A 16,811-nucleotide genomic window follows, 5' to 3' on the forward strand; every position below is an offset into this window, starting at 1 on the left:
AAACACCCGCTCGTTGGCGTTCTCTTGTCCCGAAACCGCCTCGGGAACGCGGGTCATTCGCCAGGATGGCGCGCAGCGCGAACACAAGCGAAACAAGGGAACCACCACAGATGAGACTTACGGACATATCGCTGGATTGGACGCTGTCGGGCGCCGTGGGACTGGCGGTTCTGGCGGCCACGGGGACGGTGGTGGTGCGCGGTCGCCGGGCCAAGGCGGCGCAGGGTGAGCAACTGGACTCCTGGGAGCGCGGGGAGGAGCGGCGGCGGCAGAAGGAGGCGATGTACGGCAGCGCCTCGTATGTGCTGCTGTTCTGCTGCGCCGCGGTCGCGGCGGCGCTGTCGTTCCACGGCCTGGTCGGCTTCGGGCGGCAGAACCTGAGCCTGGACGGCGGCTGGGAGTACCTGGTGCCGTTCGGCCTGGACGGCGCGGCCATGTTCTGCTCGGTGCTCGCGGTGCGCGAGGCCAGCCACGGTGACGCGGCGCTCGGCTCACGCATGCTGGTGTGGACGTTCGCGGCGGCCTCCGCCTGGTTCAACTGGGTGCACGCGCCGCGCGGTCTGGGCCACGCCGGGGCGCCGGAGTTCTTCGCCGGGATGTCGCTGTCGGCCGCCGTGCTGTTCGACCGGGCGCTGAAGCAGACCCGCAGGGCCGCGCTGCGCGAGCAGGGGCTGGTGCCCCGTCCGCTGCCGCAGATCCGTATGGTGCGCTGGATGCGCGCACCACGTGAGACCTACCGCGCCTGGTCGCTGATGCTGCTGGAGAACGTCCGCACTCTGGACGAGGCGGTCGAGGAGGTCCGCGACGACCGCCGGGAGAAGGAGCGCAACCGCAGGCGCCGCCGCGACCACGACCGGCTGGAGCGCGCCCGCATCAAGGCGATCGCCCGCCAGCACCGGGGCTGGGGACAGCACCGCGGTGGCCGCCAGGTGGAGCTCGCCCCGGCCGCCCAGGGCGCCACCGCGCCCGACACCGGTACCGGGGCCACCGGCGGTACGCCCGCCGCCCAGGTCGAGCTCGCGGAGCCCGTCATAGCCGAGGCGGCAGAGCTACCCGTACGCCCCCGCCCGGCGCTGCAGCCCGTCACCGGTGAATCCGGCCCCGCCGTTGTCGATCTGACTGCCGAGGACGACACCCAGGCGCTGCCGCGGCTGGACTCGCTGGAGGCCAAACTCAAGGACCTTGAACGGCAGTTCGGCTGAGTCCGCACCGCCGAATCGGTTCCGTCGAACCCCGGGCCGCCCCGCCTCGCGCGGGACACGGTCCGCAGAAACCGTTCCTCTAAGCCCGGTCCCCGTGCCAACCCGGCGCGGGGACCGTCGCGTTCGGCTCAGGCGGACGCCGCCGCCAGCTCGAACCACACCGTCTTGCCCAGCCGCTGCACCCGTACCCCCCAGGCGTCGGCGAGCTCCTTGACCAGCAGCAGCCCGCGCCCGGACGGCGTGTGGTCGGTAGCCTGGCGGGGCTTCGGGCGCCGTGCGCTGAAGTCACGCACCTCGACCCGCAACCGGCCCTCGGCACCACCGGTCAGCCTCGCGGTGAACACCGCCCCCTGATCCGTGTGCACCAGCGCGTTGGTCACCAGTTCGCTGGTCAGCAGCTCGGCCGTGTCGACCAGGCCGGGCACCTCCCAGCGGCGTAACTGGTCCCGCAGCAGTGCGCGCACCTCCCCTACGGCGGGCAGGTCGGCGCGCCGTAGCTGACGGCGCAACTCCCGCCGGTGTGTGTTGCGTTGGGGCGTCCGGGCGCCGCGTACCGCGTGCTTTCCCCGGGATATCCGAGACCCCCGTGATCCATGGGACACCACATTGCCGTCCCGTGCCACCCGTTCCCCCGACAGTCGGTCCATTGATTCCGCTCCGGCCCCCGTCACGTGTCCCCCTTCGAACGTGCGTCGCCGAATGCATTCCCAACCGGCCGCGGTCCACTCCCCGAACCGGGATGTCTTGTCGGATCCCTCGGGGGTCGCCCCGCCGGTACGGGGAATGGTCCCCTGGGAATGGTGTGCGATGGCGGACGGCTTTCGGCGGTGGCCGACGGCTTGGCGCAGCGGGAGGAGCCGCGATGCACGACGATCGCTTGCTGGTGGAGGGGCGTCTGGAACGGGCGCTCGCCCAGTTCATCAAAGACGCGGTGTATTCGGCGCGCACCCCGATGACGGTGCGCGCCTGGCACGTACGGGGCGAGCCGGTGCCCGTGGAGGAGGCGCTGAAGGCCGCCTACGAGCCGTTCTCGCCGGGCACGGAATGGGGCGCTCCGTGGTCCACCAGCTGGTTCCGTATCGAGGGCACCGTGCCGCAGGAGTGGGCGGGGCGCCGGGTCGAGGCGCTGCTCGATCCGGGCTTCACCGGGGTGCATCCGGGCTTCCAGGCGGAGGGGCTGGTCTACGACTGGGAGGGCGTGCCGATCAAGGGCGTCCATCCGCGCAACCGGCAGGTGCCGGTGGGCTCCCCGGTGGCGGGCGGCGAGCCGGTGCGGCTGCTGCTGGAGGCGGCGGCGAACCCACAGGTGCTGCGGGACTTCCGGCCGACCCGGCTGGGCGACATCACCACCGCCGGGGACGCGCCGCTGTACCGGTTCGGGTCCGCGGAACTGGCGGTGCTGGACGAGAACGTGTGGCATCTGGTCTTCGACATCGAGGTGCTGTCGGAGCTGATGCACGAGCTGCCGATGGACGATCCGCGCCGCCACGAGATCCTGCGCGCCCTGGAAAGCGCGCTGGACGCGCTCGACCTGCACGACGTCGCCGGTACCGCGGTGGCCGCCCGGGCCGAGCTGGCCGAGGTCCTGGCCCGTCCCGCACACGCCAGCGCCCACCGGCTCACCGCGACCGGTCATGCGCACATCGACTCCGCATGGCTGTGGCCGCTGCGCGAGACGGTGCGCAAGGCGTCCCGCACCTTCGCCAATGTCACCGATCTCGCCCGGGAATACCCGGAGTTGGTGTTCTCCTGCTCCCAGGCACAGCAGTACGCGTGGGTGAAGGAGAACCAGCCGCACATCTGGGAGCGCATCAAGAAGGCCGTGGCAAGCGGCAACTGGGCCCCGGTGGGGTCCATGTGGGTGGAATCGGACGCCAACATGCCCGGCGGTGAGGCGCTGGCCCGGCAGATCACCCATGGAAAACGGTTCTTCCGCGAGGAACTCGGCGTGGACACCCAGGAGATCTGGCTTCCCGACTCCTTCGGGTACACCGCCGCCTTTCCGCAACTCGCCAGGCTCGCCGGGGTCCGCTGGTTCCTCACCCAGAAGATGTCCTGGAACCAGTCCAACAAGATGCCGCACCACACCTTCTGGTGGGAGGGAATCGACGGCACCCGGGTGTTCACCCATTTCCCGCCGGTCGACACCTACAACTGCGAGATGCGCGCCTCGGAACTCGCACACGCGGTACGGAACTTCGCCGAGAAGGGACTGGCGACCCATTCGCTGGTGCCCTTCGGCTACGGGGACGGGGGCGGCGGGCCGACCCGCGAAATGCTGGAGAAGGCGCGGCGGCTGCGTTCTCTGGAGGGGTCACCGCGGGTGGCCGTCGACCGGCCGTCGGCGTTCTTCACCGCGGCCGAAGCGGAATACGGTGAGCGGGCGCCGGTGTGGTCCGGCGAGATGTACCTGGAACTGCACCGCGCCACGTACACCACCCAGGCCAAGACCAAGCAGGGCAACCGGCGCAGTGAACACCTGCTGCGCGAGGCGGAGTTGTGGGCGGCCACCGCCGCGCTGCGGGTACCGGGGTACGCCTATCCGTACGACGACCTGGACCGGATCTGGAAGACGGTGCTGCTGCACCAGTTCCATGACATCCTGCCGGGCAGCTCCATCGCCTGGGTGCACCGGGAGGCCCGGGACACCTACGAGCGGGTGCGCGCCGAGCTGGAGCGGATCATCGACGGTGCGGTCGCGGCGCTGGGCGGCACCGCCGCGGGCGGCGAGACGGTGCTGCTCAACGCCGCGCCCTACCCGCGCGCAGAGGCCGTGACGCTGCGCGACGGACGCACCGTGTGGGCCGAGGTGCCCGCGCTGGGGGCGGCCGGGGCGGCCGAACCGCCGCGCGGGGTACGGGTGGAGGCGCACGCCGATCCCGGCGGGCATGTGCTGGAGAACGACCTGCTGCGGGTGGCCGTGGACTCCGACGGTCTGCTCAACTCGGTGTACGACAAGGTGGCGGAGCGCGAGGTACTCGCGCCCGGCAGCCGGGGCAACCTGCTCCAGATCCACCCGGACCACCCCAACAAGTGGGACGCCTGGGACATCGACCGGCACTACCGGCGCAAGCACACCGACCTGGTGGCCGCCGAGTCGGTGACGCTCACCGAGCCGGGGCCGCTGCGCGCGGTGGTGCGCGTGGTACGGGAGTTCGGGAGCTCGCGAGTGGTGCAGGACATCGCGCTGCAGGCGGGCAGCAGGCGGATGGACATCACCACCGAGGTCGACTGGCACGAGTCGGAGAAGGTGCTCAAGGCCGCGTTCGCGCTCGACGTGCACGCCGAACGGGCCGCGTCCGAGATCCAGTTCGGACACGTGTACCGGCCGACGCACACCAACACCAGTTGGGACGCGGCCCGGTTCGAGACCTGTGCGCACCGCTGGACGCACGTGGCCGAGCCGGGCTACGGCGTGGCGGTGCTCAACGACTCGACGTACGGCCATGACACCAGCCGCGGTTCCGGGGCGGCCGGGACGGTCACCACGGTCCGGCTGACGCTGCTGCGGGCGCCGCACAGCCCGGACCCGGAGACCGACCAGGGCACGCACCGGTTCCGCTACGCGCTGCTGCCCGGGGCGGGGATCGGCGATGCGGTGGCCGAAGGGCTGGCGCTCAACCTGCCGTTGCGTCCGGCGGCCACCAGTGCGCCGGTGGACCCGCTGGTCGCGGTGGACGATCCGGCGATCACCGTCGAGTCGGTCAAGCTGGCCGACGACCGCTCCGGCGACGTGGTGGTCCGGCTCTACGAGTCGCGTGGCGGCCGGGCGCGCGCCACACTGTCCGCGGGTTTCCCGGTGGCCCGGGCGGAGGTCACCGATCTACTGGAGCAGCCACGGGAGCCCGCCGCCGCGGACGGCGACCGGATCGCACTGCGACTGCGGCCGTTCCAGATCACGACCCTGCGGCTGAGGCCTTCCGGCGGATCCTGAGTGCGGGCCGCCGCCGCGGGCGGCCTGGTCGTCGCTCGCCGTCGCGCCGGGTCCTCGCGGGGGCAAGCCCCCAACTCCCTTTCCCGCAGGGGGGTTCAGCCCTCCCACACCGCGACGGCGGTACGGTCGTCGGCGTAGCCCTTGACCCTGGTCGCGGTGTCGGCGAGGAACGCGGTGAGGCCGGGTGGTTCGTCCGCCCGACCCCAGCGCCGTGCGAGGTGCTCGGACAACTCCGGTGTGTCGCGCAGCGGGTCGGCGAGCCCGGCGCTGCACAGCAGCAACGTATCTCCGCACTGTGCCACCGAGGCGCGGAACCGGAACCGGGTGCCCGCGTCCTCGGGTTCGGCGTCCGGGTCGAGGTCCTGCCACTGGCCGTCGCGCAGCCGGAACAGGCCGCCGGAGCCGAGACCGAAGAAGACCCGGGTCCGGCAGTCGGGGTCCAGCGGCAGCAGCAGGCAGCGCAGCGACGCCACGAAGTCGTGCGGCGCCACGGGGGATTCGCCGTCGGTGTGCGGCCTTCCGTAGGCCCGCGCGGTGAGGCGGCGCAGCCCCGCCTTGAGCGCGCCGCGCTGTCCCGACCGTATGTCCTCGGCGAGCCGGGGGAGGTTGCGGCCCACCGCGCTGCCGAGGGCGTGGCAGGCGTCGTGGGCGGCGCGCGGCGCGTCGTCGGCGGCCCGGGTGCCGCCCGCGACGGCGAGGAACAGCAGTGCGTCGTCTCCGGTGCCGAACCGGGCGGTGAGCAGGGCGTCGGCGCGCGGTGCGCCACGGTAGCGCGCGGAGTCGCCGCGCCCGGAGACGGCACGCACCGTCAACCGCCCGTACCGCGCGCCGTCGAGCACGGTGTCGGGGACCAGGTCGTCCAGTCGCTCGGGGTCGGCGCACGGCCAGGCGGTGGGCTCGGCGTCGTAGGTGGGCGGCCGGTCCCCCACGTGGATGACCTCCGCCGACGGCCGTGGCGCGGGTACCGGCGGGCCCAGGAAGGCCCGCCGTACGGTGGCGAAGTGCTCGTCCAGCGAACCGTCCGGCGGTGCGCCGGGCAGGTCCGCTGTCCCTTCGTCGTCGTAGAGCCGCCGCCACCATGTGTCGTCGTGGTGGTGCCGCTCCCCCAGATGACTCATGTCCCTATTGTCCGCGGCAACACGGCTGCGGAAACGGTTCTCACCAGAACGCTACGCTTCGCCAGCCCCGTTCGAGGGCCCCGAACGGGGGTACGTTCGAATTTCGCGGTGCCGCCTGGCGGCAGTCGCCCGCCGCACCGGCGGGTCTTGCTCTCGGCGGTGACCGAAGAGGCGTCGGGGACTTGCCTCCGACGCCGTCCCTACGGTGCCGTCGTCGCCGGGGCGGGGGTGGGTGGGGAGGAGGGGACCGCGCAGCGGAGGGGGCCCAGGGTGGTGTGGCCGCTGGTCACGCGGACGTCGATGTCGGCGGCGGTGCCGTCGCCCTCCTTGGCGGCGGCGTTGGCCGCCGTACACGTCAACTGGCTGACCGCGTTCGGGGTGAGCCGGGTGACGTCGGTGGACATCACGATCCGCACCTGCTGGTTGCCGGTGACGACCTTGGCCACGCCGATCGGCGGCGCCAGTTCCGTGGTCATACCGCGGGCGGTCTCCGCGCTGTTGGGGCCGCCGAGCAGCAGGTCCAGCGTCTCCTGGGGGCCGACCGGGCCGGACGCGGGCCGGGTCACCGACTGCAGCCCGGTCGGCGAGACGAAGTACAGCCGCACCGTGGCCTGCGGATGGACGCCCGTCGCCGGAATCCCGGCCTCGACGACGCCGGTGGGCTGGATGCCGCACCCCACGAGCGCGCCGAGCGCCACGGCTCCCGACGCGGCGGCCGTCAACCGCCGGTTAACCGCCATCACTGTTCCTCACCGTCCTGGGGGCATGGTTGGTGCGCGTGCGGGTCCCGGGCGCGCAGCGGCAGGTCCACGGTGAACACCGCGCCGCCCTCCGGCCGGTTGGCGGCGCGCAGTTCGCCGCCGTGCAGCCGTACGTTCTCCTCGGCGATGGCCAGACCCAGTCCGCTGCCCTCGGACCGGGCGCGGGCCGCGTCGGCCTTGTAGAACCGCTCGAAGATGTGCGGCAGCACCTCGTCCGGTATGCCGGGACCGTTGTCGGCGACCTCGATCAGCAGGCGCCCTCCCCCGGCCGCGAGCCGGATCCTTACCGGTGCGCCGCCGTGCCGCAGTGCGTTGCCGACCAGGTTGGCGACGACCACGTCGATCCGCCGGGGGTCGAGCAACGCCCTTACCCGGCCCGCGAGTCGGGTTTCCACCTGGTCCTGCCAACCGCGCGCCTGCAGGGACTTGCGCACCGTCTCCGCCGCGTCCACCTCGTCGAGGTGCAAGGCGGCGGCCCCGGCGTCGAACCGGGAGACCTCCATCAGGTCCTCCACCATCCGCACCAGCTTCGCCGTCTCCGCGCTCACCAGCCGTACCGCCGCCGCGGTGTCCGGGTCGAGCGCCGCCGCGTCCTCGTCCAGTACGTCGGTGACCGCGGTCATCGCGGCCAGCGGGGTGCGCAGTTCATGGGAGACGTCGGAGGCGAAGCGCCGGGCGGTGGCCTCCAGGCGGCGCAACTCGATCACGTTCTCCTCCAGCGTCGCCGCCATGTGGTTGAACGTGCGGGAGAGGTCGGCGAGTTCGTCGCCGCCGCGCACGTCGAGCCGGGTGTCGAGGCGGCCCGCCGCGATGTCCCCGGCGGCCTTGCGCAGCCTGCGCACCGGCCGCAGCACGCCCTGCGCGGCGAGCAGCGCGGGCACCAGGGACAGCGCGAGGGCGGGCACCGCGCCGCGCTCCGCGGCCTTGATCAGCGCGCCGGTGTTGGCCTGTTCGGCGGTGAGCGGTAGTTCCGCGTAGACGGCCAGGCCGGACTGGGCGCGCAGGGTGCCCGCGTACGACACCGGCATGCCGATCGCCAGCCACGGGCGGCCGTCCTTCATCACCCGCTGGAAGACCGGAACTCCCTTGCCGGCCACCGCCTCGCGCAGTTGGGGGGTGATGGCGGTGCCGGTGTTGGCCGGGCGCTGCGGCAGCAGCGGGCCGTTCTGGAAACTGGCGTACGCCTGCCAGTTCTGCGCCTGGCCGCCGCCGTCGAGCTGGTAGGCGAAGTGCTGGAGGTCGCCGGCGCTGGGCGGGAAGGGCACGTCGGGCGCGAGCGAGTTGACCTGCGAGCGCAGCGCGTTGATCGCGGTGTCCTGGCTGCGCTGCAAGATGGCCTTCCTGGCCTCCTGGAAGGTGAGCGCCGCGGTGGTCAGCGCACTGACCGCGGCGACCAGCAGGAACGCCACCGCGAGCCGCGCGCGCAGGCCGCGCGCGGCCGACCAGCGGATCCGGGGCCGTCTCACAGCGGCCCGAAGCGGTAGCCGAAGCCGCGCAGGGTCTGGATGTACTTCGGGGAGCGCGGGTTGTCCTCCACCTTCGCGCGCAGCCGCATCACACAGGCGTCCACCAGCCGGGAGTCGCCGTGGTAGCTGTGCTCCCAGACGCTCTCCAGCAGTTGCTGGCGGCTGAAGACCTGGCCGGGCGCGGCGGACAGGTACAGCAGCAGCTTCATCTCGGACGGCGGCAGCGCGAGGTCCTCGCCGTCCTTGGTGACGATCAGCCCCACGCGGTCGATGCTCAGGTCCCCGTAGGTCTCGACGGACGGGGGCATCAGCAGTCCGTCCGCCCCGTCGCCGTCGGCGGGGGCGGTGCGGCGCAGCACGGCGCGTATCCGCGCCTCCAGCACCTCGCCGCGGGCGGGCTTGACGATGTAGTCGTCGGCCCCGGCCTCCAGTCCGAGGACCACGTCCATGTCGTCGCCGCGTGCCGTGAGCATGATGATCGGTAGCTGCCGGGTGGCGCGGATGCGCCGGCACACCTCGAAGCCGGAGGCGCCGGGCAGCATCAGGTCGAGCAGCACCAGGTCGGGCCGGAACGTCTCCAGCGCGGCCAGCCCGGCCTCACCGGTCGCCGCCGCCTCGATCTCATGGCCGCGACGGCGCAGGGCAAGGGTGACCCCGTGCCGCACCGCGGGGTCATCTTCGATCAAAAGCACTCGCGACATGCGTCAAGTATCGACGGGATTTATGAGCAAACGGTCACAAGCGGATCCATCGCCGCGCTTCGCTCGTCTCCCCACAGGAATTCGCGAACGGAACACCGTAAGTGCAGAAGGGCCGGGGATCATGGTGCGGCAGGCAGTTCGGTCAGCCAACAGGCGTGTGGTGGCGGCAGCGGTGGCGGCTCTCGCCGGGGCGGGACTGCTGGCCGGCTGGTGGAGCGCCCAGGCGGGCGAGCCCACCGGCCCGGCGCCCAAGCCCGTCCGGCCCTCCGCCTCCGCTCCGGCGCCGATCACCGGCCAGACCTCCAGCCCGGACCCCGCACTGCCGGCGCCCAAGGTCAACATGGACATCGCGCACGCCAGCGAGAGCGGCGGCAGGGCGGTCAACATCACCATCGACGACGGCCCCGACCCGACCTGGACCCCCAGGATCCTCAAGGTGCTCAAGGACAACGGCGTCAAGGCGACCTTCTGCATGATCGGCCCGCAGGCCGCGGCCCACCCCGATCTGGTCAAGGAAGTGGTGGCGGAGAGCCACCGGCTGTGCGACCACTCGGTCTCGCACAACACGGCGATGGACCACAAGTCCGACGACTACCAGAAGCAGCAGATCCTGGACGCCGCCCAGGACATCGAGAAGGCCTCCGGCGGGGTCAAGCCGATGTACTACCGGGCACCGGGCGGCGCCTTCACCCCGTACAGCAGGCAGACCGCCGCCGCCAACGGGATGCGGCCGCTGGGCTGGAACGTGGACAGCAAGGACTTCGAGAAGCCGGGCACCGGCACCATCGTGCGCACGGTGCTGGGCGAGCTGGGGAACGGCCCGACGATCCTCTTCCACGACGGCGGCGGCAACCGCGCGCAGACAGTAGCCGCGTTGGAGCGGCTACTGCCGCAGCTCAAGCAGGAGGGGTACGGGTTCGGCTTCCCGGTCCGCTAGGCGCTCACAGCACGCCCTCCAGGGTGAGCAGCGCGCGCTTGCGGTCCAGGCCGCCGGCGTAGCCGGTGAGGGAGCCGTCGGAGCCGATCACCCGGTGGCACGGGCGGATGATCATCAGCGGGTTGGCGCCCACGGCGCCTCCGATCGCCCGGACCGCCCCGGGCGAGCCCGCCCTGGCGGACAGCTCGCGGTAGGTGACGGTGCTGCCGTACGGGATGGTGTCCAGCGCCGCCCACACCCGCTCGCGGAACGCGGTGCCGCGCGGCGCGAGGGGCAGGTCGAAGTCCCGCAACTCCCCCGCGAAGTAGGCCTTCAGCTGCCGCTCCGCCTCGACGAACGGAGTCGGGTCGTACCGCCACCGAGGCTGCACCGTCACTTCGCCGCGCTGTCCCCGTACGGTGACGGAGGTCAACACGAAGGCCTCGTCCGGGGTTTCCTCGCCGACGAGGGTCAACTCGCCGAGGGGGCTGTCGGTCGTGGTGTAGACGGTCATGGTGTTTCGATCCTGTTCTTGTGGGGGGTCGCGGCCCACAGGTGCCGTAGCGCGTACGACCGCCAGGGGCGCCAGGCGTTCGCGGCCCGCTGGGTGGTGTCCGGAGTGGGCAGGAAGACGTCCGGATCGCCGAGTGCGCGCATCCGGATGTATCCGGCCGTCCACTCGTCGACACCGGGCAGCGCGAGCAGCGCGCGGTGCGCCCGTTCACGGTCCGCCCCGGGGTCGAGGCAGAGCGTGCCGTCGGCCAGCGCGGCCGCCAGCGCGGGCACCGGCTTCGGCAGCTCGGCCTGGTCGGCCGCGGCGAGGGTACGAGCGGCCGGGAAGAGGTGGGTGAGCCCGCCGTCGGGCCCGCCGGGCAACGGCTCACCGTACCCGGTCACCAGCGCGGACGTGCGCTCAGGCCGGGCGTCGAGCACGGCGCACACCGCCAGTTCGTGCGGGTCCGCCGCCCCCGGCGACCGCAGCCCGGGCGCTCTCCGCAGCAGTGGGGCCAGCAGCGGATCGGCGCCCAGTGTCGCGGCGACCGCCTCCGGGTCGGCGTCGAGGTCGAACAGACGGCGCATCCGCTGCACGGCGGTGGTCAGGTCCCGCAGATCGGCCAGCCTCAGTCGGCACTCCAGCCAGCGGCCGTCGCCGTCCTTCGCCCCGGGCTCGTCGACCTCCGCGATCCCCACGCCGTACGGCAGCCGCAGGGTGCGGCGGTAGGTGCGCGCGCCGGGCTCGCCGGTGACCTCCTCGACGCCGGGTACCGCCTGTCGGGCGAGCAGGGCGAAGACGGTCGGGTCGTACGGTCCGCGGTGTGCGAGCCGCAGCGGCACCCCGGCGGCGGGCACCGCGGGGGCGCCGGGCGCCGCACCGGGCGGCCGACCGGCCGCGGCGCGCTGGCCGCGGGTCACGGCGCGCAGCTGGGTGGGCGTGCGGGCATAGATCTCCCGCATCGAGTCGTTGAACTGCCGTACGCTCGCGAACCCGGCCGCGAAGGCGACCTGGGTCACCGGCAGGTCGGTGGTCTGCAGCAGCACCCGCGCGGCCTGCGCGCGCTGGGCGCGGGCCAGCGCCACCGGTCCGGCGCCGACCTCGGCGGTGAGCTGCCGGTGCACCTGGCGGGCGCTGTAGCCGAGCCGGGCGGCCAGCCCCGCGACGCCGTCCCGGTCCACGATTCCGTCCCGGATCAGCCGCATCGCCCTGCCGACCAGGTCCGCCCTGACGTCCCACTCCGGCGAGCCGGGCACCGCGTCCGGACGGCAGCGGCGGCAGGCGCGGTAGCCGGCGCCCTGCGCGGCGGCGGCCGTCGGGTAGAAGGTGACGTTCTCCTGCTTGGGGGTCACCGCGGGGCAGCTCGGGCGGCAGTAGATGCCGGTGGTGCGTACGGCGGTGAAGAACACCCCGTCGAACCGGCTGTCCCGGCTGCGTACCGCTTGGTATCCGGTCTCCACGTCGATCACAAGACCCAGTCTGCGGCACCGCCGACACCTCGACTGGCGGAAATCGGACGTCGCCGTCCGGCGACGGACCTGACGGACTCCACCGCAGACGACGGCCGGGAACAGACTTGCGACGGAGAACGGGTGTGAAATCGCGGTGCGGGGGAAAGTCACGAGCACGCAGAAACCGTGAAGCTCGCGTGAAGCCAGGGCCAACTGCCAGCCATGATCCACCCGTTGGAGGAACGCATGGTGTACAGCGTCGTACTCGGCATCGTGATCGTCGCACTCGGCGTGGGCAGCGTGGTCTACACGTTCTGGCACGAGGGCAGCCCCCTCACAGCCCGTCGCCGCCGCCACAACGGCGCGGGCTGAGGGGATCCGGGGCCCGGCGGCCGCGGTCGCCACCGGTCACACGACCGCCGCGTCCCACGGCACCCCGCCGGGCGAGACCGCTAGCGCGCAGCACGCCCCCGCTTGGCCTCTGCCGAGGCCCGGCCGAGGGCCGACCGCCGCTTCCACTCCCGCCGTTGCTCGGCGCGCAGCCGGGCATCGCTGCGCGCCGCGATCCACGCGTTCTCCCTGAGCAGCTTGCGGTAGCTCTCCCAACGCCGGTGCGTCAGCGTGCCGTCCGCCAGCGCGTCGAGCACCGCGCAGCCCGGTTCCGCCTCATGCGCGCAGTCGTGGAACCGGCAGCCGAGGGCCAACTCCGCGATCTCCGCGAAGACTTGGGACACGCCGGACTCCGCGTCCCACATGCCGACGCCACGCAGCCCCGGTGTGTCGATCAGCGCCCCGCCGCCGGGCAGCGGCAGCAGATCGCGGGTGGTCGTGGTGTGCCTGCCCTTGCCGTCCGCGTCGCGGATCGCCCGGACCCGCTGCTTTCGCGTCCCCAACAGGGCATTGGCCAGCGTGGACTTGCCCGCGCCTGACTGGCCGAGCAGCACGCAGGTGCCGCCGGACACGATCGCGGTGAGGACGTCGAGGCCCGCGCCGGTGTGCGCGCTCACCGCGAGCACCTGCACACCCGGCGCCGCGGCCTCGGTGTCGGCGCGCAGATGGGCGAGGGCCGGATCCGCGACCAGATCGCACTTGGTGAGCACCACGAGCGGTTGGGCGCCGCTCTCCCAGGCGAGGGCGAGGAAGCGTTCGACCCGGCCGAGGTCGAGCTCCGCGGCGAGCGATACGGCGATCACCACGTGGTCGACGTTGGCCGCGAGGACCTGCCCCTCGGAGCGGCGGGTCGAGGTGTTGCGGACGACGGCGTTGGCGCGCGGCAGCAGGGCCCGCACCAGTGCGGGGTCACCGCCGGGTTCGAGCGCCGCCCAGTCGCCGGTGCACACCCACTTCAGCGGGTCGGACGAGGAAAGAGGCGCGATGGAGGCCGTGACCAGGCCGTGCGGTGTGGCCGCGGTGCACCGGTCGCCGTACACCCGCGCGATGCGGGCCGGGACCAGACCGTCGGCCGCGTAGGGAGCGAACGCGGTGTCAAGCGCGCTGTGCCAACCGTATTCGGAAAGCGGGGAGTTCACGATGGTCAACCTTCGACAAGAGCGGAGTGGATGCGGTGACTCGGCGTGCCACCCGAACGCGGGCAGCGTGCGACGCGGTGACGGTCATCGGTCCTCACCTCCCACTCTCGTCAATCAGGGCTGCGCCAACAGCGCGGCCCCCTTCAGCAGTTGACGTCGGCGACGTTACGCATCGTCCGATCCGTCGTCCAACGGTTTTTGCTCCGTGCCCTCCGCCGAGGACGTGCCGTTCGCGGAAGACGTGCCGTTCGCGGAAGACGTGCCGTTCGCCGGGGAGTGGCCCTTGTGCCTGGCCCGCAGCCGGGCGCGCAGATTGCGGTGCGGGAGGAAGTGCGCCCAGCGCTCGGGGAATTCGGCGGGCGGCTCGTCCGCGGGCCCGATCTCGTCGTCGGGGCTCTCGTGGTTGGCGGCGCGCCGGGCCTCGGCGCGGGCCACCATCTCCTCGGCGGCCCGCTCGTTCTCCCGTTCCCGTTCGGCACGGGCCGCCGCGGTGGCCACCGAGGGCCAGATCCGGTCGATGGCCGCGTTGACGGCCGCGCCGACCAGTACCGCGAACGCCGACACGCCGAACCACAACAGCACCGCGACCGGCGCGGCGAGCGATCCGTAGATCGTCGGACCCTCGACGGTGTGGGTGAGGTAGATGCGCAGCAGGAAGCTGCCCAGCACCCACATCAGCAGCGCGACCAGCGCGCCCGGGATGTCCTCGATCCACCGCGAGCGCACCGGCACGGACACGTGGTAGAGGGTGGTCAGGAAGGCGATGGAGAGCACCAGCACCACCGGCCAGTACAGGGCGTCCACGATCGCCGCGCTGTGCGGGACCAGGCTGACCACCGCCTCGGGACCGGCGACCAGCAGCGGCAGCACGATGGCGCCGACGACCAGGGCGACGACGTAGAGCAGGAAGGCCAGCAGCCGGGTGTGGATGATGCCGCGGCGTCCCTCCAGCCCGTACATGATCGTGATGGTGTCGACGAACACGTTCACCGCGCGGGAGCCGGACCACAGGGCGATGATGAAGCCGAGTGAGACCACGTCCGCCCGGCCGGTCCGGAAGACGCTGTCGACCAGTGGCCGGACCAGTTGGTTGACCCCCTTGTCGGACAGCACGGTCGCGGAGGCGGTGAGGATGTTCTTCCGGATGTGTCCGACGGTGTCGGCGCCCATGGCGAAGTCGAGGTAGCCGATGGCACCGACCAGGCCGAGCAGCAGCGGCGGCAGTGAGAGCAGCACGAAGAACGCGGCTTCCGCGGCGAGGCCGGTGACCCGGTACTCCATACAGGAGTTGAACGTGTCCTTGACCAGCAGCCAGACCAGTTTCCGCTTCGAGACGTTCCGGTACAGGGCTCGCGCTCTGTGCAACCGCCCCGGTCTCGGCGGTGGTGTTCCCTCTGCTGCCTCCACCTGCCTACCGTAGCTGCCATGGCTGCCCCTACACACACGGTGACCAACCAGGCTCCGCCGCTGGTCGCCTACGATGTCTACGCCTGCGACCCGGCCCTCACCGAGGGCGTCGCACGGCACGCCGCGCCGGAGCGGTTCGATGAGATCACGGCCGAGCTGAGCGAGCTGGGCCGCGCGGCGGGCTCGGCCCAGGCCCAGCGCTGGGGCGAGGAGGCGAACGCCTATCCGCCCGTGCTGCGCACCCATGACCGGTACGGGAACCGTGTTGACGAGGTCGAGTTCCATCCCAGCTGGCACCGGCTGCTGGGCCATGCCGTCTCCGCGGGGCTGACGGACGCCTGGTCGCGTACCGACGGGCACCTGCGGCGGACCGCCGGTTTCATCACCTGGACGCAGATCGAGGCGGGGCACGGCTGCCCGCTGTCGATGACGCACGCGGCGGTACCCACGCTCCGCCACGAGCCGTCGCTGGCCGCCGAGTGGGAGCCCCGGCTGGCCTCCCGGGTCTACGAACCCCAGTTGCTCGCGCCGGGTGAGAAGCCCGGTGCGCTGTGCGGCATGGGCATGACCGAGAAGCAGGGCGGTTCCGACGTACGGGCGAACACCACGCGGGCCGAACCGCTGGCCGAAGAGGGAACGTATCTGCTGACCGGGCACAAGTGGTTCTGCTCGGCGCCGATGTCCGACGCCTTCCTGGTGCTGGCCCAGGCGCCCGGCGGCCTGACCTGCTTCCTGCTGCCCCGGGTTCTGCCCGACGGGACCCGCAACGCCTTCGCCATCCAGCGGCTGAAGGACAAGCTCGGCAACCGATCCAACGCCTCCAGCGAAGTGGAGTTCTCCGGCACCTGGGCGCGCCGGGTCGGCGAGGAGGGGCGCGGGGTCGCGACGATCATCGAGATGGTGGCGGCCACCCGGCTGGACTGCGTCTCCGGCTCGGCGGCGATCATGCGGCAGGCGGTGGCCCAGGCCATCCACCACACGGCGTACCGGGAGGCGTTCGGCGGGCGGCTGATCGACAAGCCGCTGATGCGCAACGTGCTGGCCGACCTCGCCCTGGAGTCGGAGGCGGCCACCACCACGGCGCTGCGGCTGGCCGCCAGCTACGACGGCGACAGCGAGCATGAGCGGAACCTGCGGCGGGTGGCCGTTCCGGTGGCCAAGTACTGGGTGACCAAGCGGTGTCCCGCGGTCGCGGGCGAGGCGCTGGAGTGCCTCGGCGGCAACGGGTACGTGGAGGAGTCCGGCATGCCCCGGCTGTTCCGTGAGTCGCCGCTCAACTCCATCTGGGAGGGCTCGGGGAACGTGCAGGCGCTCGATGTGCTGCGCGCGCTGCAACGCGAGCCCGACGCGCTGGGCGCGTTCCTCGGCGAACTGGGACTGGCCCGCGGCGCCGACCACCGGTTGGACGCCGCGATCAAGGACCTGTTGACCGAACTGGCCGACCTGACGGGCATCGAGGCCCGCGCGCGCCGTGTGGTGGAACGGATGGCGCTGGTCCTCCAGGGCTCGCTGCTGGTGCGTTTCGCGCCCCCGCAGGTCTCCGACGCGTTCTGCGCGTCCCGTCTGGGCGGCGACTGGGGCACGGCCTTCGGCACGTTGCCGCACACGTTGGACCTGGCGTCAATCGTCAACCGGGCCCGCCCGGTTCCGGACTGCCCCGCCGGGAGCTAGCGCCCGGCCCGCGGCGCTCTCGAGGGGGAGGGGCGACGACCCGTGCCCCGGACCCCGAAGCGCGGTTCGCCCGGACCCCGTTCGGGGGTCCGGGGGCTCGCCGCCGTGCGTCCCCCAGCCGGAAGCGATGGCGGGGGGCGGAAATGGCGGGGGTGGTGCCGC

At 72.5% G+C, this 16,811-nt stretch carries 14 protein-coding genes; 5 read left to right on the top strand and 9 right to left on the bottom strand.

Annotated elements, in window-relative coordinates:
- The first annotated feature begins 110 nt into the window (after positions 1-110).
- On the top strand, positions 111-1,202 hold the full coding sequence (locus O5O46_RS17870) for a DUF2637 domain-containing protein (protein ID WP_269856465.1): 1,092 nt from the start codon (positions 111-113) through the stop codon (positions 1,200-1,202).
- 128 nt (positions 1,203-1,330) lie between these two features.
- Here O5O46_RS17870 and O5O46_RS17875 read toward each other — a convergent pair whose 3' ends face one another.
- Positions 1,331-1,849 (bottom strand): ATP-binding protein, encoded by a 519-nt coding sequence (locus O5O46_RS17875; protein ID WP_269856466.1) that lies wholly within the window; start codon positions 1,847-1,849, stop codon positions 1,331-1,333.
- 215 nt (positions 1,850-2,064) lie between these two features.
- Here O5O46_RS17875 and O5O46_RS17880 point away from each other — a divergent pair, with 215 nt between their 5' ends.
- Entirely contained in the window at positions 2,065-5,136 is a 3,072-nt protein-coding gene (locus O5O46_RS17880) for an alpha-mannosidase (RefSeq protein ID WP_269856467.1), read from the top strand.
- Between the two features lie 95 nt (positions 5,137-5,231).
- Here the strand turns inward: O5O46_RS17880 and O5O46_RS17885 are convergent, their stop codons facing one another.
- The 4 genes from O5O46_RS17885 to O5O46_RS17900 form a co-directional block, all read right to left on the bottom strand.
- Entirely contained in the window at positions 5,232-6,254 is a 1,023-nt protein-coding gene (locus O5O46_RS17885) for a protein phosphatase 2C domain-containing protein (RefSeq protein WP_269856468.1), read from the bottom strand.
- Positions 6,255-6,454: 200 nt separating this feature from the next.
- Entirely contained in the window at positions 6,455-6,994 is a 540-nt protein-coding gene (locus O5O46_RS17890) for a hypothetical protein (protein WP_269856469.1), read from the bottom strand.
- Positions 6,994-8,481, bottom strand: coding sequence for an ATP-binding protein (locus O5O46_RS17895; protein WP_269856470.1), 1,488 nt, complete (start codon positions 8,479-8,481; stop codon positions 6,994-6,996). The genes O5O46_RS17890 and O5O46_RS17895 overlap by 1 nt, the downstream gene beginning before the upstream one ends.
- Positions 8,478-9,182: a response regulator transcription factor gene (locus O5O46_RS17900; RefSeq protein ID WP_269856471.1), complete on the bottom strand. Its 705-nt coding sequence runs from the start codon at positions 9,180-9,182 to the stop codon at positions 8,478-8,480. Before O5O46_RS17900 ends, O5O46_RS17895 begins: the two co-directional genes overlap by 4 nt.
- Before the next feature lie 121 nt (positions 9,183-9,303).
- Here O5O46_RS17900 and O5O46_RS17905 point away from each other — a divergent pair, with 121 nt between their 5' ends.
- Positions 9,304-10,119, top strand: coding sequence for a polysaccharide deacetylase family protein (locus O5O46_RS17905; protein ID WP_269856472.1), 816 nt, complete (start codon positions 9,304-9,306; stop codon positions 10,117-10,119).
- Positions 10,120-10,123: 4 nt separating this feature from the next.
- On the opposite strand, the gene O5O46_RS17910 is transcribed toward O5O46_RS17905, so the two are convergent.
- Positions 10,124-10,612: a methylated-DNA--[protein]-cysteine S-methyltransferase gene (locus O5O46_RS17910; protein WP_269856473.1), complete on the bottom strand. Its 489-nt coding sequence runs from the start codon at positions 10,610-10,612 to the stop codon at positions 10,124-10,126.
- Complete coding sequence (locus O5O46_RS17915; protein WP_269856474.1) at positions 10,609-12,060, bottom strand: AlkA N-terminal domain-containing protein; 1,452 nt, start codon at positions 12,058-12,060, stop codon at positions 10,609-10,611. Before O5O46_RS17915 ends, O5O46_RS17910 begins: the two co-directional genes overlap by 4 nt.
- Positions 12,061-12,288: 228 nt before the next feature.
- Here O5O46_RS17915 and O5O46_RS17920 point away from each other — a divergent pair, with 228 nt between their 5' ends.
- Positions 12,289-12,414, top strand: a complete 126-nt coding sequence (locus O5O46_RS17920; RefSeq protein WP_269856475.1) for a hypothetical protein — start codon at positions 12,289-12,291, stop codon at positions 12,412-12,414.
- A gap of 80 nt (positions 12,415-12,494) precedes the next feature.
- Here the strand turns inward: O5O46_RS17920 and rsgA are convergent, their stop codons facing one another.
- Positions 12,495-13,571 (bottom strand): ribosome small subunit-dependent GTPase A, encoded by a 1,077-nt coding sequence (gene rsgA / locus O5O46_RS17925; protein ID WP_269856476.1) that lies wholly within the window; start codon positions 13,569-13,571, stop codon positions 12,495-12,497.
- A 165-nt stretch (positions 13,572-13,736) separates the two neighbouring features.
- Positions 13,737-14,978 (bottom strand): YihY/virulence factor BrkB family protein, encoded by a 1,242-nt coding sequence (locus tag O5O46_RS17930; RefSeq protein WP_269856477.1) that lies wholly within the window; start codon positions 14,976-14,978, stop codon positions 13,737-13,739.
- 18 nt (positions 14,979-14,996) lie between these two features.
- On the opposite strand from O5O46_RS17930, the gene O5O46_RS17935 reads away from it, so the two are divergent.
- Positions 14,997-16,649, top strand: coding sequence for an acyl-CoA dehydrogenase family protein (locus O5O46_RS17935; protein WP_269856478.1), 1,653 nt, complete (start codon positions 14,997-14,999; stop codon positions 16,647-16,649).
- Positions 16,650-16,811 lie beyond the last annotated feature (162 nt).

The sequence above is a fragment of the Streptomyces sp. RPT161 genome (assembly GCF_027533845.1).
GTDB classification, from domain to species: Bacteria; Actinomycetota; Actinomycetes; order Streptomycetales; family Streptomycetaceae; genus Streptantibioticus_A; species Streptantibioticus_A silvisoli_A.

Excerpts from the sequence above, each read along its gene's own strand:
- O5O46_RS17870 (WP_269856465.1), top strand. The coding sequence starts at position 111 with ATGAGACTTACGGACATATCGCTGGATTGGACGCTGTCGGGCGCCGTG.
- O5O46_RS17875 (WP_269856466.1), bottom strand. The coding sequence starts at position 1,849 with ATGGACCGACTGTCGGGGGAACGGGTGGCACGGGACGGCAATGTGGTG.
- O5O46_RS17880 (WP_269856467.1), top strand. The coding sequence starts at position 2,065 with ATGCACGACGATCGCTTGCTGGTGGAGGGGCGTCTGGAACGGGCGCTC.
- O5O46_RS17885 (WP_269856468.1), bottom strand. The coding sequence starts at position 6,254 with ATGAGTCATCTGGGGGAGCGGCACCACCACGACGACACATGGTGGCGG.
- O5O46_RS17890 (WP_269856469.1), bottom strand. The coding sequence starts at position 6,994 with ATGGCGGTTAACCGGCGGTTGACGGCCGCCGCGTCGGGAGCCGTGGCG.
- O5O46_RS17900 (WP_269856471.1), bottom strand. The coding sequence starts at position 9,182 with ATGTCGCGAGTGCTTTTGATCGAAGATGACCCCGCGGTGCGGCACGGG.
- O5O46_RS17905 (WP_269856472.1), top strand. The coding sequence starts at position 9,304 with ATGGTGCGGCAGGCAGTTCGGTCAGCCAACAGGCGTGTGGTGGCGGCA.
- O5O46_RS17910 (WP_269856473.1), bottom strand. The coding sequence starts at position 10,612 with ATGACCGTCTACACCACGACCGACAGCCCCCTCGGCGAGTTGACCCTC.
- O5O46_RS17920 (WP_269856475.1), top strand. The coding sequence starts at position 12,289 with ATGGTGTACAGCGTCGTACTCGGCATCGTGATCGTCGCACTCGGCGTG.
- O5O46_RS17935 (WP_269856478.1), top strand. The coding sequence starts at position 14,997 with ATGGCTGCCCCTACACACACGGTGACCAACCAGGCTCCGCCGCTGGTC.